Origin of the sequence: Polaribacter sp. Hel1_33_96 (assembly GCF_002846595.1) — a bacterium.
In the GTDB taxonomy this organism is placed as follows: domain Bacteria; phylum Bacteroidota; class Bacteroidia; order Flavobacteriales; family Flavobacteriaceae; genus Polaribacter.
This window is the reverse complement of record NZ_PJMV01000001.1, coordinates 2,485,981-2,512,626: the sequence shown is the minus strand read 5'-3', so window position 1 is coordinate 2,512,626 and position 26,646 is coordinate 2,485,981. Positions and strand designations below refer to the sequence as shown.

Annotated in this window: 16 protein-coding genes; 11 read left to right on the top strand and 5 right to left on the bottom strand. The window is 31.0% G+C overall.

What is annotated here, in order from left to right; genetic code table 11:
- Window positions 1-196 precede the first annotated feature (196 nt).
- The 11 genes from ATE90_RS10850 to ATE90_RS10800 all read left to right on the top strand — a co-directional run bounded on the left by ATE90_RS10850 (window position 197) and on the right by ATE90_RS10800 (window position 21,089).
- Complete coding sequence (locus ATE90_RS10850) at window positions 197-955, top strand: DUF481 domain-containing protein (protein ID WP_036783994.1); 759 nt, start codon at window positions 197-199, stop codon at window positions 953-955.
- 189 nt (window positions 956-1,144) lie between these two features.
- Window positions 1,145-4,048, top strand: a complete 2,904-nt coding sequence (locus tag ATE90_RS10845; protein WP_254712316.1) for a hypothetical protein — start codon at window positions 1,145-1,147, stop codon at window positions 4,046-4,048.
- A gap of 261 nt (window positions 4,049-4,309) precedes the next feature.
- Window positions 4,310-6,739 carry an Ig-like domain-containing protein gene (locus ATE90_RS10840; protein WP_101451391.1) on the top strand — a complete coding sequence of 810 codons (2,430 nt, stop codon included), beginning with the start codon at window positions 4,310-4,312 and terminating at the stop codon, window positions 6,737-6,739.
- Between the two features lie 59 nt (window positions 6,740-6,798).
- Window positions 6,799-9,915, top strand: coding sequence for a SusC/RagA family TonB-linked outer membrane protein (locus ATE90_RS10835; protein WP_101451390.1), 3,117 nt, complete (start codon window positions 6,799-6,801; stop codon window positions 9,913-9,915).
- Window positions 9,916-9,925: 10 nt separating this feature from the next.
- Window positions 9,926-11,845, top strand: coding sequence for a RagB/SusD family nutrient uptake outer membrane protein (locus ATE90_RS10830; RefSeq protein ID WP_036783989.1), 1,920 nt, complete (start codon window positions 9,926-9,928; stop codon window positions 11,843-11,845).
- A 14-nt stretch (window positions 11,846-11,859) separates the two neighbouring features.
- Window positions 11,860-13,059: a DUF4959 domain-containing protein gene (locus ATE90_RS10825; protein ID WP_036783987.1), complete on the top strand. Its 1,200-nt coding sequence runs from the start codon at window positions 11,860-11,862 to the stop codon at window positions 13,057-13,059.
- 12 nt (window positions 13,060-13,071) lie between these two features.
- A complete protein-coding gene (locus tag ATE90_RS10820; protein WP_052107493.1) occupies window positions 13,072-15,771 on the top strand; it encodes a carbohydrate-binding protein in 2,700 nt (899 codons plus the stop codon).
- A 167-nt stretch (window positions 15,772-15,938) separates the two neighbouring features.
- On the top strand, window positions 15,939-16,814 hold the full coding sequence (locus tag ATE90_RS10815) for a glycoside hydrolase family 16 protein (protein WP_180335202.1): 876 nt from the start codon (window positions 15,939-15,941) through the stop codon (window positions 16,812-16,814).
- Between the two features lie 52 nt (window positions 16,815-16,866).
- Complete coding sequence (locus ATE90_RS10810) at window positions 16,867-18,348, top strand: glycoside hydrolase family 30 protein (protein ID WP_036783985.1); 1,482 nt, start codon at window positions 16,867-16,869, stop codon at window positions 18,346-18,348.
- A gap of 29 nt (window positions 18,349-18,377) precedes the next feature.
- Window positions 18,378-19,922 carry a sugar porter family MFS transporter gene (locus ATE90_RS10805; RefSeq protein ID WP_036783981.1) on the top strand — a complete coding sequence of 515 codons (1,545 nt, stop codon included), beginning with the start codon at window positions 18,378-18,380 and terminating at the stop codon, window positions 19,920-19,922.
- A 183-nt stretch (window positions 19,923-20,105) separates the two neighbouring features.
- Window positions 20,106-21,089: a PorP/SprF family type IX secretion system membrane protein gene (locus ATE90_RS10800; RefSeq protein WP_036783979.1), complete on the top strand. Its 984-nt coding sequence runs from the start codon at window positions 20,106-20,108 to the stop codon at window positions 21,087-21,089.
- Here ATE90_RS10800 and murI read toward each other — a convergent pair.
- The 5 genes from murI to ATE90_RS10775 form a co-directional block, all read right to left on the bottom strand.
- Window positions 21,086-21,883, bottom strand: coding sequence for a glutamate racemase (gene murI, locus ATE90_RS10795; RefSeq protein ID WP_036783976.1), 798 nt, complete (start codon window positions 21,881-21,883; stop codon window positions 21,086-21,088). The genes ATE90_RS10800 and murI overlap by 4 nt on opposite strands.
- 67 nt (window positions 21,884-21,950) lie before the next feature.
- Entirely contained in the window at window positions 21,951-22,457 is a 507-nt protein-coding gene (locus tag ATE90_RS10790) for an OmpH family outer membrane protein (protein ID WP_036783973.1), read from the bottom strand.
- 35 nt (window positions 22,458-22,492) lie between these two features.
- Complete coding sequence (locus ATE90_RS10785) at window positions 22,493-23,323, bottom strand: OmpH family outer membrane protein (RefSeq protein WP_036788054.1); 831 nt, start codon at window positions 23,321-23,323, stop codon at window positions 22,493-22,495.
- Between the two features lie 66 nt (window positions 23,324-23,389).
- Window positions 23,390-25,894 (bottom strand): outer membrane protein assembly factor BamA, encoded by a 2,505-nt coding sequence (bamA, locus tag ATE90_RS10780; RefSeq protein WP_052107591.1) that lies wholly within the window; start codon window positions 25,892-25,894, stop codon window positions 23,390-23,392.
- A gap of 7 nt (window positions 25,895-25,901) precedes the next feature.
- Entirely contained in the window at window positions 25,902-26,645 is a 744-nt protein-coding gene (locus ATE90_RS10775; protein WP_101451389.1) for an isoprenyl transferase, read from the bottom strand.
- Between the last annotated feature and the right edge of the window lies 1 nt (window position 26,646).

Genomic DNA, 26,646 nt, shown 5'->3' with positions numbered 1-26,646 from the left:
CTTCGTATTTTGTTAAATTGTAGTTGGTCATTTTTTCGGAAACATACTGTAACTGATATTATTGCCCTATTCTATTGATCAGAAGCATCGATTTTTGCAGGCTCATTGATTTGAGAATCTTTAAATTCTTTGTTCTTAATTCATAAATAAGTATCTTTCGAGCATCTTAATAAGAGTAATATAATTGCAAATTAGAATGAAAAAAATTTTATTTTATTTTTTGTTTTTCCCTATCTTTCTTTCTGCCCAAATCAACGAAAGTGATACGTTAAAGGTAAAGGCAAATCTTTCTTTAACCGGCTTTTGGCAAGGAGGAAATGTGGAAACCTTAATTTTTAGAGCAAAATCAGATTTGAGTTTAAAACTTCATGAGAAATGGGTTTTCAAAACCAAAAATTCTTACGTTTATCAGGAGTTTGGAAAGGACAAGGCAGATGAAGATATTTTAAGTCTTAATTTTTTATATTTTAATCCAGATCGAAAAATATATCCGTTGGTATTGGGTTTTGTAAGCACCAATTTTAGGAGGGAAATCGAATTACGATCTTTGGTGGGCGCAGGAGTTACCTACCAAATTTTGAATCATAAAGAGCATTGGCTTAAATTTTCGATTTCTAGTGAATATGAACAGACAAAATTTGCTAAAACAAGATTTAACCTTTCTGAGTATAATGGAAGACAATCAATCAATACATTTCGGAGTACTTTTTGGGTAAATGGTGCCTATAAATTGTTCGAGAAAAAAGTAATTGTAAATCATGAACTTTATTTTCAGCCTTCTCTTGGGCATAGTAATAATTTTCGTTGGCAAGCAGATATTGGATTAGAACTGCCGCTCTGGAAGTTTTTAAACTTTAAAATAAATTATCTGCATTCACGCGAGAGTATTGTTATAGAAAATCAAAAACAAGAAGATAGTATGTTGTCTTTTGGTTTTACCCTTAAAAGTTATTGATTAAAGAAACGCAGCCAATCTTAAAACATCTGCATGAAATTTAAAAAGATTTGATATTTGTGGTGGCGCTATTTTTTATAATTTAAGTTTTTATTATCTAAAGAGTTGATGCCTAAAAAAATAAATAATATTTTTGATGTAAATTTACTTTAATTATAATTTTAATAATTGGTAAGAAAAGTAAGGGGCTTGGAAAACAACATTTTATTTAAACACTTTAAAAGAACAAAATTATTTTTGCTTTCTATATTGTTTTTGTTTTTTTTTAAGAATACCCATAGTCAAATAAACGACCAATTTGGAAATCCTTTTATTAAAAATTTTTCAAAAAAACAGGTTAAAATAGATTTAAGAACTTTTGATATTTCTCAAAATAAGAATGGAGAAATGTATTTTGCTACCTCAGGATCTTTATTAGAATTTGATGGTTTTAGATGGGTGAATTATTCTTTAAAAGAAGAAACAGATCTTCGATCAGTTTTATATGCAGACGATCAGCACATTTACACTTCTGGTCATGGTGGTTTTGGATACTGGTCTAAAAATAAGAAAGGTATTCTAGACTATTCAAGTTTATTTTTTAAACATCCAAGTAAAACGGCACCTTTATTGCCTGTTTTTTCAAATATAGTGGCGGTAGATGGAAAGATTTTATTTCAATCTTTTCAGCAAATACATAGTTACAATCCTCTTACTAAAAAAATAAATATAATAACTGCAACTAAAGGGTTTAGTGCTCTTTTCTCTTCAAATAACAGAGCATTTGTTCAAGATGTTTCTATTGGCTTATTTGAAATAATAAACTCAGAACAAAGAATAATTAAAGGTACTGAAGATACTTCTTTAGACATTATTGAGGTATTTGAAGAGGATAAAAAAGGATTGCTAATAGCCACAAAAAATAATGGCTTTTGGCATGCTAAAGACGGAATTCTGCGAAAAAAAGAATGGAAGATTAACAAGGAAGTTGAAAATTATATCATTACCGATGTTAAAAAATATACGGAAGGTAATTTTATTGTAGGAACTTTAAGAAATGGGTTTTATATTATTTCTAAGGATGGCAAGAAAGTAGCTCATTTTAATAAAAACAATGGAATCGAGAACAATGCTATTCGTAATGTATTTAAAGATAACAACAACAACATTTGGTTGGCTACAGAATCTGGTATTTGCTATGCTGAAGTAAAGAGTGAGACAAAATATTTATTAGATACAAAAAGTAATTTTGGGACGGTCTATACAAGTTTTTTAAATGATTCAATATTGTATTTAGGCACCAACCAAGGATTATTCTATAAAAACATCAACAAAGCGAATTCAGAACCAAAGTTAATTGATCAAAGTGCAGAGCAAATTTGGGAAATTGATAAAATTGATAACCAGATTTTAGTGGGCAGTAACAAAGGAATTTCCTTGTTAGAAAATAATTCTCTGAAAACGATTCATGTTGAAGGTGGAGGATGGGTTTTTAAAACACACCCAAAGATTAATAACCTATTGTATGTAGGTTTTTATTCTGGAATAGCTGTTTTTCAGAAAAAAAATAAGCAATGGAAATTTCTAAAGAAGTTTGATGATTTTGGAGAATCATCACGGTTTATAGAGTTTGACCAATATGGGCAAATTTGGGTTGCACATCCTTCAAAAGGATATTATAGATTAAGATTGTCTCAAAATGGATTAACAATTAACGAGGTAGAGTTTTATGGAGTAGAAAATTCAAACATCGAAGCATACGCATACATTTGTAAGATTGATGGAAACTTAGTTTTTTACAATCCAAAAGGGTTCTTTTATTATGATGCCATAGATAATTCGTTTTCAAAAGCAAAATATCCTTCAGAAATATTTAAAGGCTTAAAAAATATAAATTATGTGCACCAAAATGAAAACGTGTTCTGGTATGCTACAGCTAATTTTTTAGGCTATATTTTAAGAGATGGAAACGATTTTCAGAAATACCAAGAACCTTTTTTTACCGTTTGGGACAAACACTTAAAAGACTTTAATAAAGTTGAGAAAATTAACAATGCTAATTATGCTATTGGTATAGATAATGGTATCGTTTTTCATAGTATTAGTGCTAAAACAGGAGCTTCTTTAAAAAATGCACCTACCGTTAAATTAATGGAATTTATAAGTTCAACGGATACTATAAATGCTCCAATTGATATTAACAATGAATTAAAAGTTCCACATAATAATAATTTCTTAAAAATTAAAGTTGCTTTACCAAATGTTCCTTTAAGTAATTCTAGACAGTATCAATACAGGTTAAATGGTTTAGATAATGAATGGTCATCTTGGGTTTTTGAACCCGAAATTAAATTTCCAGGGTTAACCTCTGGAAGTTATGTTTTAGAATTAAGAACAAAAAGAGAGGTAGATAGTGAGTTTAAGATGGTAGAAATTCCATTTTACATGGAATATCCTTGGTATATAAATAATACGGCAAAAACAATTTATTTAGTATCCTTCCTGCTTTTTTTTATTGGGTATAGAACTTATTTAAAAAAGAAAAATGAAAAATATGTAATTCGATTAAAACAGTTAGAAAAACAAAAAAGAGTGCGCCAAAAAGAAAGGTTTGAATTACAAAAAATGGCAGCAGATAAGGAGCTATTTATTTTAAAAGAAGAGAATTTAAATCTTGAAATCAAAAAGAAAAACTCAGCATTAGCCTCTTCTACCTTAAATAACATTAAGAAAAATGAATTGCTAACCGATTTGATAAATGATCTTAAAAAAATTGACAAAGAGATAGTAAATAGCGCATTACATTACTCCTTAAAAAAAGTAATTAAAAAAATTAATAATCAATTAATAGATAAAGAAGATTGGTTATCCTTTCAGCTTCACTTTCGTAATTCTCATTCTCAATTTTTTCAAAATTTAAGAGAAGCACATCCAGATTTATCTTCCAATGAAATTAAGTTATGTGCTTATTTAAAACTAAATCTTTCTTCAAAAGAAATTGCTTCTTTAATGAATGTAGCAATTAGAAGTATAGAACAAAGTCGTTATAGACTTCGTAAAAAATTTAATTTAGGTAAAGATGTAAATCTTGTAAACTACATTCAAAAAATTTAAATAAAAATTTTATCTCTAATAATCAATTACTTATATTTTTTAACAAAGGTTTTGTAGAGGTGTATTTTTACTTTTATTAACTTTTGTAGAGGTTAAAAAATTGTTAAATAAGGAATTTTACTTCAAATTTGTTATCAACTAAAATTATAATTGTTTTTTCTAGTACTGCAATTTTTATATAAAATTAAGAATTTGTTACAAATCAAACAACCTTATAATTGACTAGTTTCTATGTTATTTTAACTTAATTAATCATTTATTATGAAACAAAAATTACTCTTACTTTTATTAGTAACTTTTAGTGCTATAAACGCTCAAGAAGTCACTCATGTTGATTTTGACACAAACAACGAAAACATTGTTTTTAACAGCTGGAATACTTCTTCCACTTTTACTAAAATAACGAACCCAGCACCAGATGCTTTAAACGGATCTTCTTTTGTAGGTCAGTTTACAGTTGGTGATGATAATGAGATTGGAATTGGAGTTATAGATGCAAAAACGGTATTTGCATCACCTTTTAATTTAGAATCTAATTCAGTTTTTAAAATGAAGGTATTTTCTACCGAAGAAATTGATGTTATTTTTCATTTAGAGAATGATCCTGACTGGGGAAATAATATTGAAGTTGCTGCATTTATTGGAGCTGCTGATGTAAACAAATGGACAGAGTTAACTTTCGATTTTAGCAGTGCATCATCTAATATTTATATGAACAATATTGTTATTAAAATTGGTGGTGCAAATACATCACAAGGAGATATCTATTTCTTTGATGAAATTACAGGACCAGCTTTATATGCAAGTCCTGCACAGCAATACAACCCTGCAAATAGTGTAACAGATGTTTCTATTGCAACAAATTTAGAAATTACTTCTAATGGTACGTTTAGAAATTTAGACGATTCTGAGATTACAGATTTAACGGCTAAAGTTGCCTTAAAAGTAGGCGATTCAAATGGTGCGGATGTTGCCTTTACGGCATCGATTAATGGTGATAAAAATAAAATTATAATAGACCCAATAAATGATTTAGAGAATTCTGCAACCTATTGGTATGGTGTCGTAGATAATTCTATAGAATATTCAACTGGTGTTGCTGTAACTGAAGTTTCTGCAAGCTTTGAAACAAAAGCAGCAGTGACAGGCGATATTAACGAAGTTTTATTCGATTTTGATACTACCAATGAAGATGTTGGGTTTGAATCTTGGGGTGGTGTTGGTTTTGCAAAAATTGATAACCCTGACAAGACTGGAATTAATGTTTCAGATAATGTAGCTCAATATACCTATAATGGTAATGATGCTGGTTTAGAGAATTCCTTAGTAAATGGAGCAACTCCATTAGTTCCATTTGATTTTTCTGAAACACCTTTTATTAAAGTAAAAGTATGGGTAAATAAGCCTGTCGCAGTTTCTATTAAAGCTCAAAATTATCCTGATTGGGGACAGGGACAGGAGCAAAAAATAGAAGTTACAGAAACCAATAAATGGGTAGAATTGGTCTTTAATTACGGAGCTATTACCGCAACAAATTACGATAGAGTTCAAATTTATTTTGATAAAGATGGAGCGGGAAATTCTTCAGTAGGAGACCTATATTATTTTGATGACTACTTAAAAAGTAATGTTGCGCCGGCTATAGAAAATACGCTTACACCTGAAAACGGAGCTACAGATGTTTCTCAATTTGAAAAACCAACTATTTCGTCAAATTTTCAATTTAGAAATTTAGACGATACTACGATAACCGATATTTCCAGTTTTGTAGAGTTAAGAGAAAATGATGCATCGGGTACTGTCGTTTCTATGAATGCTCTTTTAAGTGATGATAAATCTACGATTGTCATAAGTCCTTCAGATATATTAAATGTAAATACCACATATTGGTACGGAATTAAAGATAATACGATTGAGTATAAAGAAAATGATACCGCTATTACCGGAGTTTCTGCAACATTTACCACGACGGCTATAGCTACAACAATGGTCACTTATAACGATTTTGACGGTACATCTTTAACTACGGTTTCAGAAACGATGGGAGATCCAGCAGGGTCTTACACTGCAGTTGCAGATCCAGCAGGAGGAAGCAATATGGTTGCCAAATGGGATAAAGGAAACTCATGGGGAGGCTGGGAAAGAATTCACTTTCAATTAAATGGACCTTTTGATGCGTCTAAAGATGATATATTCTCTTTTAGAGTCTATTCTTCAATAAAAACAGGTATAAGATTTAAGTTAGCAGATGCAAAAGAGGATGGAGATATTACCGCTCAATTTGAAACTGATGAAGAAGTTATTGTAGAAAATCAGTGGCAAACAGTGTATTTAAATACATCTGAATTAGCAGATAATGTAAGTTTTGATCATTTATTTATTTTCTTAGGCAGGGGAGATACAACAGATACTACATTTTATATAGATGATGTAAAAGGACCTCAATTACAAGGTACAGCTTCTACAAATGATTTTGATAAAACTAGTTTTCAGTTTTTCCCAAATCCTACAAAAGATTTGATAACCTTTATTAATATAGACGGGAAAAAAGAAATTAGAATTTTTGATGTGAATTCTAAACAAGTTCTTAAAAGGACTATTGAAAATAACGAGTTGTCTATTGGTAGTTTAAAACGAGGGTTTTATTTTTTAGAAATTAACGGTCAATTTAGAAAGCTAATTAAAGAATAATATTTATCTAAGCGTAACAGAGGATTTTTCTTCTGTTATGCTTTTTACAAAAAATAAGCATGAACAAACTAACGGCATTATTTTTAAAATTAATACTTATTATTACCCTTTTTTGTCCTACTATCTCTTTCTCTCAAACCACAATAGTATCAGGAGAAGTTATAGATAGCTTTGGAAATCTCCTCCCTGGAGTTTCAGTATTAGTAGAAGGAACGACTAATGGAACTACAACAGATTTTGATGGTAAATATGTTCTTAATATAAAGACTCCAAATGCAACGCTATTATTTGCCTATTTAGGATTTGAAAAACAAAAGATAAAGGTTTTAACAAATAAGATAATCAATGTAATCTTAAAAGAAAGTTTAGATCAATTAGATGAAATTCAGGTTGTTGCATTTTCAAAACAAAAGAAAAACAGTGTTATTGGTTCCATTACTACATTAAAAGCTGCAGAATTAAAACAACCAACTTCTAATATAACAAATGCATTGGCAGGTAAAATATCTGGTTTAATTTCTTATCAAAGATCTGGAGAGCCAGGAGCTGATAACGCCGCTTTTTTTATTAGAGGTGTAACGACATTTGGGTTTAATAATAGTCCTTTAATTTTATTAGATGGACTGCAAATAACTGCCTCAGATTTAGCACGTTTAGAACCCGATAATATTGCCTCTTTTTCAATTATGAAAGATGCAACAGCTACGTCCTTGTATGGAGCAAGAGGTGCAAATGGTGTCGTTTTAGTAACTACAAAGGAAGGAAAAAAGGGAAAGGCGAAAGTATCTGTGCGGTATGAAAGTTCATTATCAAGTCCTTCTAAAATAAATAGTTTTTTAGGAGCTGTAGATTATATGGAGTTGTATAACAGAGCGCAGAGATCTAGAGATCAGTCTGCAACCTTATTATATTCAAAGCAAAAAATAGAAGGAACAAGAAATGGTCTTAATCCAAATATTTATCCGGATGTAGATTGGTATAATGAATTATTTAAAGATTTTGCCCTCAATAAAAGATTGAATGTAAATATCAATGGAGGTGGAGAAGTTGCTCAATATTATTTATCGGTTACAAGTGCAAATGAAACAGGGTTGTTAAAAGTAGACCCTCTAAATAATTTTAATAATAATATTGATATTAATAGATCTAATTTAAGAGCGAATATTAATATCAATTTAACTAAAACAACGAAAGTTTCTGCTAAATTTTATTCATTATTCGAGCGCTATAACGGACCTATTATAGGTGCTTCAGATATTTTTTATCAAGTAGCACAAGCAAATCCAGCGAATTTCCCAAAAGCTTATGAACCAGATGAAGCAACTGCGAACTTCAACCATATTCTTTTTGGAAATAAAGGTAATGGTAGTTTTGCAAACCCATATGCAGAAAGTGTAAGAGGTTATAAAGATCGTTTTGCAAATACAACATTAGCTCAATTTCAAATTAAACAGGATTTAAGTTTTATTACAGAGGGCTTAAAGTTAAGAGCTATGGCTTCTGTAAGAACATTTACAGAGAATCAAAACGAACGTAGTTTTACACCTTTTTACTATGGCGCGAATGAAACGCTAACGCCACAAGGAGTTGTAAATGAACTTTATCAAATTCAAGAAGGTACAGAGTTTTTAAATAACCCTACAGTGAATAACTACGGTAATAGTAATTTTTATTATGAAGCTGTTTTAGAATACAACAGCACCATCAAAGAGAAACATGAAGTAGGTGGTTTATTGGTAAGTTATTTTCAGGAAGCTTTAAATACAATAGGCGGTAATACTGCTTTTTCCACATTACCATCCAGAAATATGGGTATATCCGGAAGAACTTCTTATAGTTATGATAGTCGATATTTTGGTGAATTTAATTTTGGATATAATGGATCAGAAAAATTTGCCGAAAAGAATAGATTTGGGTTTTTCCCTTCTGTAGGATTAGGTTGGATAGTTTCTAATGAAGCTTATTTTGAGAAAAATATTCCATCTATTAATTTATTAAAATTAAAATATACGTATGGTTTAGTTGGTAATGATGGTATTTCAGGCCCAAGTGATCGTTTTTTTTATCTATCTGACGTAAATCTCAATAATGGAGGAACGGGATATTCTTTTGGCTCAAATTATAACAACTATTATAATGGATATATTATTAATAGGTATGCAAATGAAAGTGTTACTTGGGAGGTTGCCACAAAATCTAATATAGGTTTAGAATTAGGGCTATTTAATAAATTAAATTTACAAGCAGATTATTTTACAGAACATCGTAAAGATATCTATATGGAACGTCAGTATATTCCAGAAACTGCTGGTTTAACAACCACAATTAGCAGTAATATAGGAGAAGTTAAAACAAAAGGAGTTGATTTATCTATTGATTATAATCATGCTTTTAACAGTGATTTTTATATAACTGCTAGAGGTAATTTTACGTATTCAACAAACGAGATACTAGTAAATGGAGAGCCAGAATTTCAAAATGAAAACTTGAGTAGAATTGGACATCCTGTTAATCAACAATGGGGTTACATCGCCGAACGGTTGTTTGTAGACGAGGAAGATATCAATAATTCTCCTGAGCAATTTAATGGATTTTCAACCACAAACTCTTATCTGCCTGGAGACATAAAATATACAGATATAAATCAAGATGGGGTTGTAAACGAATTAGATCAAGCACCTATAGGTAAGCCAAATGTACCTGAAATTGTTTATGGATTTGGGGTATCTGCGGTCTATAAGAATTTCGATCTTTCAATATTTATGCAAGGTTCTGCAAGATCGTCGTTTTTTATAAATCCTAATGATATTTCTCCTTTTGTAAATGAAAGAAACGCATTGAGTATTATTGCTGACAATCACTGGTCAGAAAACAATCCTGACCCCAATGCTTTTTGGCCTCGATTATCAACTTATGAGATAGAAAACAATCAAAAACCATCTACTTGGTGGCTAAGAGATGGTGATTTTTTAAGATTAAAAAGTGTAGAATTTGGTTTTACAATCCCAGAAACTACAGGAAAAATTTTCGCAAATGCCAAAACAAGAATCTATATTACAGGGTTAAATTTACTGCATTTCTCAAAATTCGATTTATGGGATCCAGAATCGGCAGGAAATGGTTTAGGGTATCCACCTCAAAGAGTTATTAATATTGGGGCTCAAGTAAAATTTTAAAAAGTAAAAAATGAATTTAAAAAACAAATTTTTAGCAATTATTTTATGTAGTGCATCACTATTTATAAGCTGCGAAGATTATTTAGATATTGTGCCAGATGGAACGCAAGAGTTAAGTTTACTTTTTAATAGAAAAGAAACAGCTTATAATGCTTTAGCAAATTGTTATAGTTATTTACCGCAAAATGATGGTACATATGCAAGTTATGTTTTACTAAGTGATGAATTAGCAGTGCCAATTCCTAAAGAACCGAACGCTATTAAATTAATGAAAGGCCAACAAAATGTTTCTTCACCAATAATGGGTTATTGGTCTGGTTTTTCTGCAATAGGAAGAGGGCAAGGTTCTTTGTGGGAAGGAATACGAAGTTGTAACACGCTAGTTGAAAATATCGATTTAGTGGTTGACATGACTCAGGAAGAGAAAAATCAGTGGAAAGCTGAAGTGATATTTTTGAAGGCGTATTATCATTTTTTATTAGTTAGTAATTACGGACCAATTCCAATTGTTGATGAGAATTTGCCAATTTCTGCTTCAGACGAAGCTGTGCGATTAGATAGAAAAACGGTTGATGAATGTTTTAGTTATATAATTGAAACAATTGACGCTGCTATTGTTGATTTACCTGAGAGAATTATTGGAAATAATGATATCGGAAGAATAGATCAGGTAATTGCTAAATCTATTAAAGCAAAAGCGTTGTTGTATAGTGCAAGTCCATTATTTAATGGTAATACTTCTTTATATGGAAGTTTTGTAAATGTGAATGGAGAGCATTTTTTCAATCAAAATAAAGATGATTCTAAATGGGAATTAGCAGCTGAATCAGCAAAAGAAGCTTTAGATGCTGCAATTACTCAAGGTGCTAGTATGTATTATTATACAGAAACACCTCCACTTTTTGATACGAATAATTTTCAATTTGAGTTGGTAAGAGATCAGTATAATAATCGTTTTGCAATTACAGATCCTTGGAATTCTGAATTAATTTGGGGAAATTCTAGTCCTGTAACAAACGGACAATATTGGCAGATTCAGTCACCAGCATTAATGAAAGACCCAACATCTTCTTCTGTAGAAGCTTCTTGGCAATGGCTAGCGCCAAGTTTAAGAATGGTAGAAACCTATTACACTAAAAATGGATTGCCGATTAACGAAGATTTATCTTTTGAATATGTTGATCGATACAACACAACCACCATAGCTTTTAATCAACGTTTTTATGCCCAATTTGCAAATAGAACTGCAAAACTAAACTTAAATAGAGAGCCTCGTTTTTATGCATCTTTAGGATTTGATAGAGGATTGAACAGAACCTGGGGAAGTCTTTGGAATCTTAAAATGCGCGAAGGAGAGCTGCATGGCAGAGTTGCAAACACAGGAGACTATTTAGTAACAGGGTATGCACTTAAAAAGCTAGTGCATCAAGATTCTGAAGGAGATGCATATAATAAAGCAATTACGTATCCTTGGCCAATGATGCGATTAAGTGAGTTGTATTTAAATTATGCAGAAGCTTTAAATGAATTTAGTGGACCTTCTATGGAAGTCTATGAAGCTTTAAATAAAATTAGAGAACGCGCAGGAATACCAACGGTGCAAGATGCTTGGAGCAATGCAACTTTTGCCGCAACACCAAATAAGCACACGAGTAAAGAAGGTTTAAGAGAAATTATTCAACAAGAAAGAATGATAGAGTTGGCTTTTGAAGGTCACAGATATTACGATGTTAGAAGATGGAAATTAGCAGAAAAGTATTTTACAACCCCAATTAAAGGATGGTCTGTAGATGAAGAAACAGAGGCTAATTATTATCAAATTAAGGATGTAAGTCAACGATCCTTTAATTCACCTAGAGATTATTTACAACCTATAAGTTTTACAGAGTTGTCTAGGAACCCTAATTTAATCCAAAATCCAGGTTGGTAAAAAAATATATCATTATGAAAAAACAAATAAACAAAGTACTGCTTTTTTCAATCTTTATTTTAGCTACACTTATTGCTTGCTCTAATAATGAGGATTTTGACACAACACCTCCAGGAATACTATCTAATATTTCTGTAACGCCAACAAATGGCGGAGGAATCATAAATTATTCACTTCCTTCTGATGACGATATATTGTATGTGAAAGCGGTATATTTTAATTCACAAGATGAAGAGGTTTTTAGAGTTTCTAGCAAGTATAATACTTTTTTAGAGGTAAACGGATTAAACCAAACTTCGGCTGTTAAAGTGAAATTATATGTGGTAGATGAAAGTGAAAATAGATCAGAGACTGTTGAAATTGATTTCATCCCACTAAAGTCCTTTATTTTTTTAGTGCAAGAGAGTATCGCAATAAATCCAGATTTAGGAGGTGTAAAAATTACTTGGGATAACATTGCTTCAAAAACAGTTTTTGTTTACGTGCATATTTTGGATGGAGCAAATGAAACCATTAGAATATTATCATCAAACAACGCACAAGAAAGTATTTTTATCAGAGGTTTAGCCTCTTCAGAACTGGCATTTTCTACGAAAGTTGAAGATTTTGATGGTAACATCACGGAACTAGAAGAAAAAGGAAAATACACTCCTTTATTTGAAGAGAAAATTGATAAGTCGACTTGGACTTTAGTAAGTGGACAATCTATAAATGGAGATGCTTATGAAGGAAGAACCGTAAACTTTTGGGATGATGTTGTAGATACTGTTGAAACGGATGCAGATAATAGCTATTTTATTGCTACCAGAGAGAATAATGGAGGAAGTTTAAATTTTCCTTTAGACATTGTTATCGATTTTAATAAGAATGTTAAAATTCAACGGTTTAAAGTTTGGCAAAGAGCTTTTTGGTATAATGGAGGTGGTATTACATATCATTATCAAGAAGAAAATATAAAGTCTTTTAATCTATATGCTAGTTCAGATTCTCAAACTTGGAATTTACTTGGTCAATTTGATATTGGTGATCCAAGAGATGCTTCAGGAAATATACCAACAGCAGCTTTTCAAGAAGCAATAGATGGTCACGAATTTAGTTTAGCAAATACGTCAGAAGAATTTAGATACCTCAAATTCGAGATTACGTCTAATTATGGGAGCACTCAAATAACGGTAGGCTCAGAAATAACATTATTCGGTTTAGATAATCTATAATACAAGTAATAAATGAATTTTATAAAAAAGTATTGTTTTTATGTACTTCTGATTTTTACAGTTTCTGCAAGTTCACAAGGTTTAAGAGCTCTTGGGAAAAAGATAGTAAACTCCAATGGTGATGAGGTGCTGTTAAAAGGAGTTGGGTTAGGTGGTTGGATGTTGCAAGAAGGGTATATGATGAATTCTTCTGGAGTAGTAGATACTCAACATGAGTTTATAGAAAAACTAACAAGATTAATTGGAGCGCAGAAAACAGCAGAATTTTACACGAATTGGAGAAAGAACTTTGTTACAAAACAAGATGTGGATTCTATAGCAAAATGGGGATATAATAGTATACGATTGCCAATGCATTACAACTTATTTACCTTGCCTATAGAACAGGAATCTGTAGAAGGAGAAAATACTTGGCTAAATACTGGTTTTGACATGGTAGATGAGCTTTTAACTTGGTGCGAATCCAATCAAATTTATTTGATTTTAGATTTACATGCAGCGCCTGGAGGACAAGGAAAAGATGCAGCAATCTCAGATTATGACGATACAAAACCATCTCTATGGGAAAGCGAATTCAACAAAAGTAAAACAGTTGCTTTGTGGAGAAAATTGGCAGAACGTTATAAAGATAAAGAATGGATTGGCGGTTATGATTTATTAAACGAAGTGAATTGGCCTTTAGGAACAAATGTACTTCGTGATTTATATATAAGAATTACAAATGAAATTAGAGCAGTAGATTCTTATCATATCCTTTTTATTGAAGGAAATGGATTTGCCAATGATTTTAGTGGTTTAACGCCTCCTTGGGATTCAAATTTGGTATATAGTCCGCATAAATATTGGACTTTTAATGACACCGCTTCCATTCAATGGGTGCTTGATCTTAGAGCACAGCATAATGTGCCTCTTTGGCTTGGGGAATCTGGTGAAAATTCTAATGTTTGGTTTACAGAAGCTATAAACTTGCTAGAAGATAATGATATTGGTTGGGCTTGGTGGCCTTGGAAAAGAATTTCTACGATTGTATGTCCATACTCAATAAATTCCAATGCCAATTACGAAGCGATTATTAAATATTGGAAAAATGAAGGTGCACAACCATCTGTTGCTGACGCTGTGGAGGGTTTAAGCCAATTAACCACAGATTTATTGTTAGAGAATAATGTGTATTTTAAAGATGTTGTAGATGCAGTTTTAAGACAGCCTCAAGATGAGACACATATTCCATATGCCAATCATACCTTACCAGGAATTGTTTATTTGTCTGATTATGATTTGGGAACTAATGGTATTGCTTATTATGATGTTGATTATGCAAACTACACGTTGTCTACAGGTGAAGATTATCAGCCATGGAATTCTGGTTGGAACTATAGAAATGATGGTGTAGACATTCAAACAAATTCAGATAATATAAACAGCAATGGTTATCATATTGGGTATACGAAAAATAAAGAATGGTTAAAATATACCCTTGAAGTAACAGAAACGGGCTTCTATAATATGAATTTTAGATATGCAACTGAGCAATCTGGGGCTAAAGTAAATTTTTTTATTAACGAGGTTGATATTTCTGGTAATGTGAATTTAGGAAATAGCGGAGGTTGGAGCAATTTTGTAAATCATTCTATAAAAAATTCATATTTAGAAGCTGGTAAACATGTTTTAAAAGTGCAGATTAATGGGAATTCAGAATTTAATATGAGTAGTATTGAGTTTCTAAAATCATCAGATGCAATTCCAATATTTGATGTATTAAGTGCGAGTACAAATGAGGATGAAAAATCTATAAAAATTGTTTTAAACCATCCAGCCAGCCAATCTACCTTCACAAATGATTTGTTTGAAGTAAAAGTAAACAATACTTTGAGAACCATAGAATCAGCAGAAATAGATGCTTCTAATACCAGAATAATTACTATAAAGTTGGTAGATTATGTATTCTATCAAGATCAAATTAAAGTAAGTTATAACGGTACTATTATCACATCAATATACAACTCAAATTTAGATGTATTTGAAAATCTAACTGTCAACAATAATTTAATAGCTAGACTATTAGTGCCAGGAAAAATACAAGCCGAAGAGTTCACCAATCAAGTTGGACTGCAAACAGAAAATACAACGGATATTGGAACAGGACAAAATATTGGTTATACAGATATTGGTGATTATGCAGAGTATTTAATTTATATTTCTGACAGGGGTAATTATAATCTAAATGTGCGAACAGCCGCGCAATCTAATGCAGGAAAAATTGAATTTAAATTAATTAATAATGTAACAACTAAAAGTATCTCTCAAATAGATTTGCCAGTTACAGGTGGTTGGCAATCTTGGCAAACAACATCTACAAAAACCGTTTTAGACGCAGGGGTTTATACTTTAAAAATGGAGGTTTTAAAAGCTGGTTTTAATATGAACTGGTTTGAATTCGAATTTGTAAATAGTTTAAGTCTTGATAGAGCAAAAAATAATAAGGTAGTAGTTTTTCCAAATCCTATTTCAGCGAGGTTTTATGTAAAATTAAATAACCAACAAAATATTAAGAAGCTAAAGATTATTGATGTGAATGGACGTTTGGTGCAAAAGTTAAAACCTAATTTAATAAACAATGTTTATAATTTATCTAATTTAAATTCTGGGATTTATTTTCTAATTTTAGAGACGGATCAAGGAAGTTTTCAAAAGAAACTAATAAAAAATTAAACAGACAATTACTGGAAGAAAATACCTAATTCTTTTACCATTCTGTATTTAAGTTTATCACTTCCTTTTGAGATATCTAAAAGAATCAGCAGAGTATAGAGGAGGATACAGTTTTTTTAGGACAACATAAATCAAAATATTTAAAATAATTCAATTAAACAGATCAAATGAAAAATAGATATTTCTACTACATACTAAGTTTCTTTGCAATAGGGATTCTTACAATATCTTGTAAAATAAAAGATAAAAAAGACCCAATAAAAATAGTAGGGTCTAATGTTTGGGAATTAGATTTCTTGGATAATTTTGATGTTTTTAATACCGAAAATTGGCAAGACCAGCGTATTTGGGTAAATAACGAAACACATTGTTATGTTCCTGATAATGAATTCGGAACTAGAGAAGTTAGTGATGGCTCCTTAAAGTTAAAGGTTATAAATATTGGCACAAAACGTCCTTGTGATAATTTTGACAAACATGGAAAACAACATCCAGAAACCCAATATGTGGCGGGTAGAGTAGTATCAAAAAATAAAAAAGAATTTATAAAGGGAAAATGGACAGCAAGATTAAAGCTTGAGAGCAATGGAGAACCAAGTATGTTTCCTGCTTGGTGGATTCTTGGTGCGCAGAATAACGAATCCCCAGTTCAAGAAGCTGATGAAAACATTTGCTGGCCTTTAACCGGTTCTGGTGAGATCGATATTTTTGAACATCATGGAGATCATCAGAAAAATCATTTCACAGCCGGAGCTATTAAAAATTTAGGAGAATGTGATAAAGGTGATTGGTGGAGTTTACGCAAAGGATTTGATGTTACTTTAAATGATTATCACGAATATTCTGTAGAGTGGGAGGTTAGTGATCTCGTTTATAGAGTTGATGATACAGAAATATACCGAAATATTGGAGAGGGGGATACTTACCCCGAAAAGATGTTTGCTATCTTAAACTTCGCCAAAATCACAGATGCACCCATGAAAGGGGAATGGGTTTTAGAAGTTGATTGGGTAAAACATGAATTTCGAAAATTATTAGATTAATCTTATTTAAATATTATATTTGAAAAATCATCTATCTCTAATTTTTATAAACATGACCTTAAAAAATTGCAGCATACTATTTTTTTTACTAGTAATTGTATCTTGTTCAGATTCAGAAATTAAAGAAGTAAATAAAACTGAAAACTTGGCCACTTCTTCTATAGAAAATTACAAGAATAAAACGCTGAGAGTGTATACAACAGCAAAAGATACAGAGCTAAGACTAACAAAAACAAGTGAACAAACTTTTAAAAATAAGGTACAGCCGTTAGAAACCGAAGTGGCTATTTTTGTGAACCCAAAAAAGACTTTTCAGAAATATTTAGGCATTGGTGGCGCTATTACAGATGCTTCGGCTGAAGTTTTTTCAACGTTAAATGATGTGCAGCAAAATAAATTATTGCAATCCTTATATGGTAAAGAAGGTATTGGTTATAATATTATTAGAACGAGTATTCATAGTAGTGATTTTGGTTTAGGAAGTCATACCTATATTGAAGAGGGTGATGCAGCATTAAAGACTTTTTCAATTGAAAAAGACAAACAGAAACGAATTCCGTTTATAAAAAGAGCGATTGAACTAATTAAGGATGATGTCGTTTTTTATGCAAGTCCATGGAGTCCGCCAGCTTTTATGAAAAGCAATAAAAATATGTTACGAGGAGGTAAGTTACTTCCAGAATTTCGTCAATCTTGGGCAGATTATTATGTGAAGTTTATTAAAGCGTATGAGAAAGAAGGGATTCCTGTTTGGGGTTTAACCATACAAAATGAACCGATGGCTGTTCAAAGATGGGAGTCTTGTATTTATACGGCTACCGAAGAACGTGATTTCTTAAAAAATTATTTAGGACCTACACTTGAAAAAGAAGGTTTAGGAGATAAAAAAATTGTTGTTTGGGATCATAATAGAGATTTAATTTCTGAAAGAGCAAATACTATTTTTGAAGATCCAGAGGCGTCAAGATATGCTTGGGGTATCGGTTTTCATTGGTATGAAACTTGGACTGGAGGTTTGCCAAAATATGATAATCTAAAAAACATAAATGAATCTTTTCCATCTAAGAATATGCTATTTACAGAAGGTTGTGCAGAAGGATTTAATTCGGAAAAATTACAATTTTGGCCAAATGCAGAACGGTACGGAAATTCTATGATAAACGATTTTAATAGCGGTGTTGTTGGTTGGACAGATTGGAATATTTTACTAGATGAAAGAGGTGGTCCAAATCATGTTCAGAATTTTTGCTTTGCACCAATTCATGCAGATACAAAAACAGGAGAATTGACATTTACACCAACCTATTATTATATTGGTCACTTTTCAAAATTCATAAATCCAGGAGCTTTGCGAGTAAGCACAACAACAAGCAGAACCACTATTGAAAGTACGTCTTTTAAAAATAAAAACGGGGAAATTGTAACCGTAGTGATGAATAAAACAGATACTAAAATAGGGTATAAACTTATTGTTGGTGAAAGTGAAACTGTATTAGAAATAGCACCACGTGCAATGCAAACAATAATTTACTAAATTTACTTTTTTAAAATTCAAAATGAATTATGAATAATAAGGCATACACCATTTTTATAAGTTTTATAGTTGCATTAGGCGGATTCCTTTTTGGTTTTGATGCCGGCATTATTTCCGGAGTCATGTCTTTTGCGGGGCCAGAATTTGATTTAAGCGAAATTCAATCTGGATGGGTGGTAAGTGCCCCTTCATTTGCGGCCATGTTTGCGATGTTATTTTCAGGAAGGTTGAGTGATGTTATTGGAAGAAAAAAAACATTGATTTTTGTAGCTTTTTTATATGCTATTTCTGCTGTTTTATCTGCCATGGCATCATCTTATGAAATGCTATATGTTGCAAGAATTATTGGCGGTATCGCTTTTGGTGCAGCGTTGGTTTTAGCACCGATCTATATTGCAGAGATTTCAACAGCAGAAAATAGAGGAAAGTTAGTTTCTTTGCAGCAACTAAACATTGTTTTTGGTTTTTTTGCGGCATTTTTAAGTAATTATTTTTTTAATAAATATAATACATCAGAAAGTACTTTTTTAACCGATGAAAACGTTTGGAGATGGATGTTAGGGGTCGAGTTTATTCCTGCAGTAGGTTATTTTATTTTCTTGTTTTTTATCCCTAAAAGTCCACGTTGGTTATATTTAAAAGGGAATTTCGAGGAAGCGAAAATAGTTTTGAATAAAATTCATGGTACTGAAAGAGGAGAGGAAGAAATTGCTGCTATCGAAAAAAATATACATGCTGAGAAAAACAAAGAAGCATTAAAAATTAAAGATATATTAAAATCATCATTACGCTTTATTTTAGTTGTTGGTTTAATTGTTGGAGTTTTGCAACAAATTACAGGTATAAATGCAGTGTATTTCTATGCAACATCTATTTTTAAACAAACAGGAATAGGAACAGATGCTGCTTTTTCATCCGGAGTTTTATTAAGTTCGATTTCAGTTATATTTACTTTTGTTGCTATTTATTTAATTGATAGAACAGGCAGAAGGCCTTTATTGTTGTTCGGTACGGCGGGAATTGCAGTTAGTTTATTATTGTGTGCTTATGGTTTTAACCAGGCAACATATCAATTATCAGCAGAAAAAATTAATCAATTAGAATTTTCTGAATCCCAAAAATTACTACCTTTTGTAGATAAAGTATATGATAATGATATTGATTTTAAGAACGATGTAAAAGCGATTTTAGGGAATAAAATATATAGTAAGAATGATGGCGCTATTTTGGAAGCAGCAACTACGATTAATGCTACTTTAATATTAATCGGAATTTTAGGTTTTATAGCCTGTTTTGCATTTTCACTGGGTCCAGTTATGTGGGTATTATTGTCAGAATTATATCCATTAAAATATAGAGGATTAGCAATTGGTATTATTGCTTTTATAAATTCGTTAATAAGTTCTTTAGTGCAGTTAGTTTTTCCTTGGGAGTTATCTAATTTAGGAAATGCACTTACCTTTTTTATCTTTGGAATAATTGCGTTAGTAGGATTCTTTGTTTTGGTGAAAATATTACCTGAAACGAAAGGAAAATCTTTAGAAGAGTTAGAATTAGAGTTGGTTAAAAGCTAATTTAGGGTTTCAAATTAAGGATACTGTATAGGTGCAAACATGTAAAAATTAAAAATCATTGATTATTAATATTGCAATAGATTTTTCTTTTTTTAGTTTAATTATAGTGTTAAAACTTCAGGTGATAAGTATTTGTTCTTGTAAAATGAATATATTTGATAACTTAAATTAATCAGTGTTTGAATGAAGTTTTTATACTTTAGATTTTGCGTACTATTTTTATGCTTTTTTTCATTAAAAATTAATTCGCAAGAGACGTTGCCGATATACCAAGATTATCTTTCTGATAATGTATATTTAGTGCACCCATCGGCTGCAGGTATTGGTAATTCTAGTAAATTAAGATTTACTGCAAGACAACAATGGGCGGGAATACCCAATGCACCAGCTTTACAAACTTTGAGTTTTCATACCAAAATTAGTGAAGAATCTAATGCCGGTTATGGATTTGTTTTATTCAATGATAAAAACGGTTTCCATTCTCAAAAAGGAATACAAGGTTCTTATGCATATCATTTGCCAATGTCCGATGGGAGACTGTTTAATCAACTTTCTTTTGGATTGGCTTTTACCTTTGTTCAAAATCAATCAGACCAAAGAACTTTTACCGGAGATAGAGCAATTGCTGCTGTTGTAGAAAGTACAAGCTATTATAACGCAGATTTTAGTGTTGCTTATCATTTGGGAGGTTTTTCTTCCTATTTTACAGTAAAAAATTTATTATTAACGGCTAAGAATAATTTAAATGTTCAGGAACCTTTAGATTTAAGAAATTATATTTTTTCTACTGGATATTATTTTGGCCAAGATCTTTTTGTTCAATTTGAACCATCTTTGATGCTCCAAATTAGAGAGAGTACAGGAGAACGAATTGCAGATTTTAATATGAAAGTGTACAAGGATTTTTCAAAATTACAACTTTGGGCGGCACTTTCATATCGAAAAAGTTTTGATGTTAACGCTATCGAAAACGCACAATTTGTATCTCCAATTATTGGTTTAAATTATGATAACTTAATGTTTTCTTATACATACACAAACCAAATGAATGAGACTGTTTTAACAACATCTGGATTTCATCAAATTTCTGTGGGTATAAATTTATGGACTAGAGAACAAAGAGCTGCTGCTTGTCCAAACATTAATTCCTCTGTTAGACGATTTTAAAACTCCCTTTCATCAATTTTCACTAGCTCATTATTGTCATTAGAAATGAGCATTTTTAAAACTTGTTTGTTTTTATTGATGTAAAACTGATGCTTTCCTTTTCTTGCATTATTATTTAAAAGATGATGTTTTTCTAAGATCGCTTTGGTTTGTTTTGCAACTGCTTCTCCAGAATCTATAATCTGAATCTTCTCTCCAGTGATTTCTCTAATTTGAGGGATTAAATAGGGGTAGTGTGTACATCCTAAAACCAAACAGTCAATATCCTCCTCTAGCATTGGTGTGATATAAGAAGAAAGTAATTCATTCATTTCTGAAGAATTTATTTTCCCGTTTTCAATCAATTCAACTAAGCCTTTTCCTATTGTTTCTATAGTTGTTATTTTTTTAGTAATAGTGTTTGTCGTTTTTTCAAATAACGCGCTGTTCAAGGTTCCTTTGGTGGCCAGTATTCCAATATTATTTGTTTTAGTTTGAATCGCTGCAGGTTTTATAGCAGGCTCAATACCAATAAAAGGAATAGCATACTTTTTTCTTAATATTTTTATGGCATTTGTGGTCGCAGTGTTGCACGCTACAACAATTAGTTTACAATCTTTTTGAAGTAAATATTCTGTATTTTTTATAGATAAATCAATAATCTCTTGTTTGCTTTTTTCTCCATAAGGAGCATTTTTGCTGTCAGAAAGATAAATGGTGTTTTCATTTGGTAAAAGTGTCTTAATCTCTTTCCAAATAGAAGTGCCACCAACTCCAGAATCAAAAATACCAATTGGAAAACTAGTTAATTTCATATATATGTAAAAATAAAAAAACCTACTTAAAAAAGTAGGTTTTAGAATCTTATTTAAAAGTTTGTTTTTAGAAGCCTAATTTCGTTTTTACAGCTGCAAAAATATCTTCACCTTTTTTAACTAGTAAGCCTTTACCGACAGAAGCGTCTAAAATGTATAAAATACCTTTAGAAGCTGCTACTTCTTCAATAGCTTTCTGCGCTTTTTCTATAATTGGGTTTAAGCCTTCTGCCTGTTTTTTCTGCATTTCTTGTAACGCAGTTTGTCTTAATTGTTCGTATCTAGCTCTCTCTTGTTGTACTTCTTGAGCTCTAGACTCGTTTATTTCTCTTGTCTGTGCATTTTGTTCTGCAGTATACTTTTTCATTTTACTGTCTAATTTCTGCGCCATTCCCTCAATCTCATCTTGATAAGTTTTACTTAACTTTTCAATATCTAATTTCAACTGTTTTGTTTGAGGCATTTCAGCTACTAACTTTTCAAAGTCTATATGACCCGTCTTTTGTGCATTCGCAACACCACCTACTCCTAAAGTAAACACAGCAATTAATAGTAACGTTTTTAAATTTTTCATTCTTGTTTTAATTTAATTATTATTCTTGACTTTATTTAATTATTTTCTTTCTTCTTTCGTTCTTCCTCTTTTTTCTTTCTGAGGGCTTCTTTCTTTTCTCTTAAAACTTTTCTTTGTTCTTCTCGTTTTTTAATAAGAGCGGCTCTTTTTTCTGCAATTGCTTTTTTCTTCGCTTCTTTATCTGCTACTTTTTTAGCAACTGCCTGCACTTTTTTATTCTTCGCTTCTGCTAGCTTTAATTCTTTATCTGCAGTTTTTTTAGCAATAACTTCTTTTTGTGCTTCCGTTAACTCTTTGCCAGGAGCATTCGCTTTTTTTCTTTTTTGCTCCTTTTTTTCGCTTGCTAATCTTGTTCTATCTATTGTAGATAAAACAAGTTCGCTAATATCGTATTTTTTATTTGAATACAACATAATCAAATCACTAGATTTTTCAAATACAAAATCGTACTTCTTTCTTTTTGCAATCCCTTGTATCGCATTAAAAACTTGATCTTGAATAGGCTTTACCAATTGTTTTCTTACCAAAAACATATCTCCTTTAGGACCAAAGTATAAAGATTCTAAACGTCTTAATTCAAATTGTTTTAAAGTAATTTCCTCTTCTTTTTCTTCGATTAAATCTTTCGTTAAAATTACTTTTTCGTTCGCTAAGTCAGATTTTAGCACTTCTATATGACGTGCTTGCTTGTCTAATTTTTTTCTCCATTTTCCAATTTTAGCATCTAATGTATTTTGCGCTTGCATATATTCTGGAACATTTTCTAGAATGTACTCCATATCTATATATGCAATAATTTGATTTCTTTGGGACCAAAAGTTTGTGGCTGTAAATAACAGAAAAACTAATAAAAATATTTTTTTCATTTGTATAATGTATTTAGAAAAAACCGTGCCAAAAAAACCCATTGACATTACAAATGTACAGTTTTTCTAGAATTGTCTTCCAATAATAAAATGTGTTTGCCAGCCAGATTTTTCCCTTAATCCAGGTAAAGGGTCAAAGCCATGTGCAAAGTCTATACCTAATAAACCAAAGGCCGGCATAAAAATTCTTACACCTAATCCTGCTGAACGTTTTAATTCAAACGGATTAAATGTTTCAAAATTGTCATAAGAATTACCCGCTTCTAAAAATCCTAGTGTATATATAGAGGCAGAAGGAGAATCTGTTATAGAAAATCTTAATTCCATTTGAAACTTATTAAAAATTGTTCCTCCTTCAGCAGATGATAATCTATTATTTTCATATCCTCTTAATCCAACTGTTTCTCTACCATCTAACTGAAATTGTGCAATTCCATCTCCTCCAACAAAATATCTTTCAAATGGATTTTGACCTAATTCTGAATTATAAAATCCTAAATAACCCATTTCTGCGTTGGTCATCAATACTAATTTATCTGTAAATGAAGTATACCATTTACCTTTTGCTGTTATTTTATAGTATTCTAACCATTTGTATTTTTCTTGAGTGTCTAAATTTGCGTAATCTTTATCACTGAATAGAGAGTAAGGCAAAGTTGCTTTTACGGCAAGAGAAAATTCAGAACCATAAGTAGGAAAAATTAAACTTGGTCCTGCAGAGTTTCTGCTAATAACTGCGTTATACGACAAGTTATTTAAAGTTCCATTATTTAAAATATCACTACCAACTCTAAATCCATAGTTATTTAAATTAAAACTTTGATAAGAAATAGTTTGCGATAATTGAAAGAAATCATCTGGCCATTTTAAACGTTGACCTAAACCTAAAGAGGCACCAATAATACCTAAACTTTGATTTCTATCTACATCTCCTGTTTGAAAGTTAAATTGATACTGATTTGATGAGTAAATAGAAAACGATAAAGATTGTGGTTTTCTGCCTCCCAACCAAGGTTCTGTAAATGAAAAACTATAAGTATTAAATGTTCTACTCGTTTGTAGACGTAAAGATAGTTTTTGACCATCTCCCATTGGTAAAGGATTGTACGATTCTTTATTGAATAAATTTCGAATAGAGAAATTATTAAAAGATAAACCAAGAGTACCTATAAAAGAACCACCTCCATAACCCCCTTGCAGTTCTATCTGACTTCCACCTTTTTCTACTACTGTAAAGTCTATATCAGCTGTTTTATTTTGATAATTTGGCACAACATCTGGTGATACATTTTGATCAAAGAAACCCAATTGACCTATTTCTCTAATAGACCTAATAATAGCACTTCTACTAAATAAATCTCCCGGTTTAACACGTAATTCTCTAAAAATAACATGGTCATTTGTTTTATCATTACCCGTTACTGTAACTTTTTTAATACGTGCTTTTTCATCTTCTCTAATTCTAATTTCAACGGTAATAGAGTCATTTTTCACCCTTGTTTCAATAGCATTTACTTGAGAGAATAAGAAACCATTATCTTGGTATAAGGTAGAAATATCTTCAGAATTAGGAGATCCATCACCTTTTACGCGCTCTTTAAGCACAGCGCCGTTATAAACATCACCTTTATCAATTCTTAACACTGCTCTTAATTCATCATCGGTGTATTCTTTATTTCCAACAAATAAAATATCAGCAAATTTGTACTGTTTTCCTTCTTCTAATGTTATATTTAGATTAATTGTATTGTCGTCATTCCAAGAAATTTTATCACTTAAAATACGAGCATCTCTAAAGCCTAATCGGCTGTATTTATCTAAAATATTTTCTAAATCTTCTTGATAATCTTCTTCTATATATTTTGATGCTTTCCAGAAACGACCAACAAACTTACTTTTGGTGTTAGACATTGCCTTTTTCAGCTTTTTATCTGTAAATTTTTTATTTCCAGTAAAAACAATTTCTTTAATTTTTATTCGAACACCTTTATCTACAAAGACATTTATATTCACCGTATTTAGGTCTGCAGTGTCTTTTTTTACAACTAGGTTTACTTTTGTTTTCAGATATCCTTTGTCTGTGTATTTCTTTGTAATATAATTTTTTGTGGTTACAATTAAATTATCGGTAAGCATTGCCCCAGAATTTAATTCAGCCTCTTTAACAAGTTCTTTTGCTTTAGATTTTTTAACACCAGTAATTTTTACTTGATTTAATTGTGGTAATTCTTGCACATCAAATTGTAGGTAAACGGTGTTGCTATCTACTTTTGCTAGGTATACATCTACATTACTAAATTGCTTGCTTTCATATAATTTTTTTATAGCACTTGTAAGCTTGTCTCCAGGTAGTTTTATAGCTTGTCCATTTCTTAAACCAGTAAAAATTTTTACAGTTTCTTCGCTAAATTTTTTTAAACCAGTAACAGAAATTCCACCCAAAATATATTCTTTTCCTTTTTCGAAGGAAGTATTTTTGTTGGTGGTAATAGTGTCTTTTTTTATTTGAGCTATCGTGCTAAAATTAAAAAAAAGTGCAAAAAGCACTAAAGTTGTAGAAAGAAATTTCATAGAAATTTTATTCTGTAAGTTGTTCGCTTGTTTTTCCAAATCGTCTTTCTCTATTCTGGTAATCTATGATTGCATCATAGAAATGTTCTTGTCTAAAATCTGGCCAAAGAATATCTGTAAAATATAACTCGGCATACGCCATTTGCCATAATAAGAAATTACTAATGCGTTGTTCTCCACTAGTTCTTATAATTAAATCAACGTTGGGCAAATTAAACGTATATAAATGGTTATTTATAGTATTTTCATCAATTTTTTCTAAATCAAGCTCTTTATTAACAACTTTTTTAGATATGTTTTTGATTGCATTAACAATTTCTTCTCTAGAACCATAACTTAAAGCAAAAGTTAAAGTGATTTCAGTGTTAGTTCTTGTCTGAAAAATAACATCCGTTAATACTTTTTGTGCGTTTTTCGGCAGACTTTCTACGTCTCCAATAGCGTTTACTTTTACGCCATTCTTTTGAAAGTCAGGAAGTTCTTTTTTGAGTGAGTTTATTAATAGACTCATTAAAGCATCTACTTCTAACTTAGGCCTGTTCCAGTTTTCTGTAGAAAAAGCATATAAAGTAATAGCTTCTACATTTATTTGAGATGCTGCTTTTACAGATTCTCTAACTGCTGTTAATGCATTTCTATGGCCAAAAATCCTACTCATTCCTTTACCTTTTGCCCATCTACCATTACCATCCATAATAATGGCAACGTGTTTTGGAACTTTCTGTAAATCGATGCGTAGTTTTTTATCCATG

Coding starts and splice junctions, on each gene's coding strand:
- ATE90_RS10850 (WP_036783994.1), top strand. CDS start 197: ATGAAAAAAATTTTATTTTATTTTTTGTTTTTCCCTATCTTTCTTTCT.
- ATE90_RS10840 (WP_101451391.1), top strand. CDS start 4,310: ATGAAACAAAAATTACTCTTACTTTTATTAGTAACTTTTAGTGCTATA.
- ATE90_RS10835 (WP_101451390.1), top strand. CDS start 6,799: ATGAACAAACTAACGGCATTATTTTTAAAATTAATACTTATTATTACC.
- ATE90_RS10830 (WP_036783989.1), top strand. CDS start 9,926: ATGAATTTAAAAAACAAATTTTTAGCAATTATTTTATGTAGTGCATCA.
- ATE90_RS10825 (WP_036783987.1), top strand. CDS start 11,860: ATGAAAAAACAAATAAACAAAGTACTGCTTTTTTCAATCTTTATTTTA.
- ATE90_RS10820 (WP_052107493.1), top strand. CDS start 13,072: ATGAATTTTATAAAAAAGTATTGTTTTTATGTACTTCTGATTTTTACA.
- ATE90_RS10815 (WP_180335202.1), top strand. CDS start 15,939: ATGAAAAATAGATATTTCTACTACATACTAAGTTTCTTTGCAATAGGG.
- ATE90_RS10810 (WP_036783985.1), top strand. CDS start 16,867: ATGACCTTAAAAAATTGCAGCATACTATTTTTTTTACTAGTAATTGTA.
- ATE90_RS10805 (WP_036783981.1), top strand. CDS start 18,378: ATGAATAATAAGGCATACACCATTTTTATAAGTTTTATAGTTGCATTA.
- ATE90_RS10800 (WP_036783979.1), top strand. CDS start 20,106: ATGAAGTTTTTATACTTTAGATTTTGCGTACTATTTTTATGCTTTTTT.
- murI (WP_036783976.1), bottom strand. CDS start 21,883: ATGAAATTAACTAGTTTTCCAATTGGTATTTTTGATTCTGGAGTTGGT.
- ATE90_RS10790 (WP_036783973.1), bottom strand. CDS start 22,457: ATGAAAAATTTAAAAACGTTACTATTAATTGCTGTGTTTACTTTAGGA.
- ATE90_RS10785 (WP_036788054.1), bottom strand. CDS start 23,323: ATGAAAAAAATATTTTTATTAGTTTTTCTGTTATTTACAGCCACAAAC.
- bamA (WP_052107591.1), bottom strand. CDS start 25,894: ATGAAATTTCTTTCTACAACTTTAGTGCTTTTTGCACTTTTTTTTAAT.
- ATE90_RS10775 (WP_101451389.1), bottom strand. CDS start 26,645: ATGGATAAAAAACTACGCATCGATTTACAGAAAGTTCCAAAACACGTT.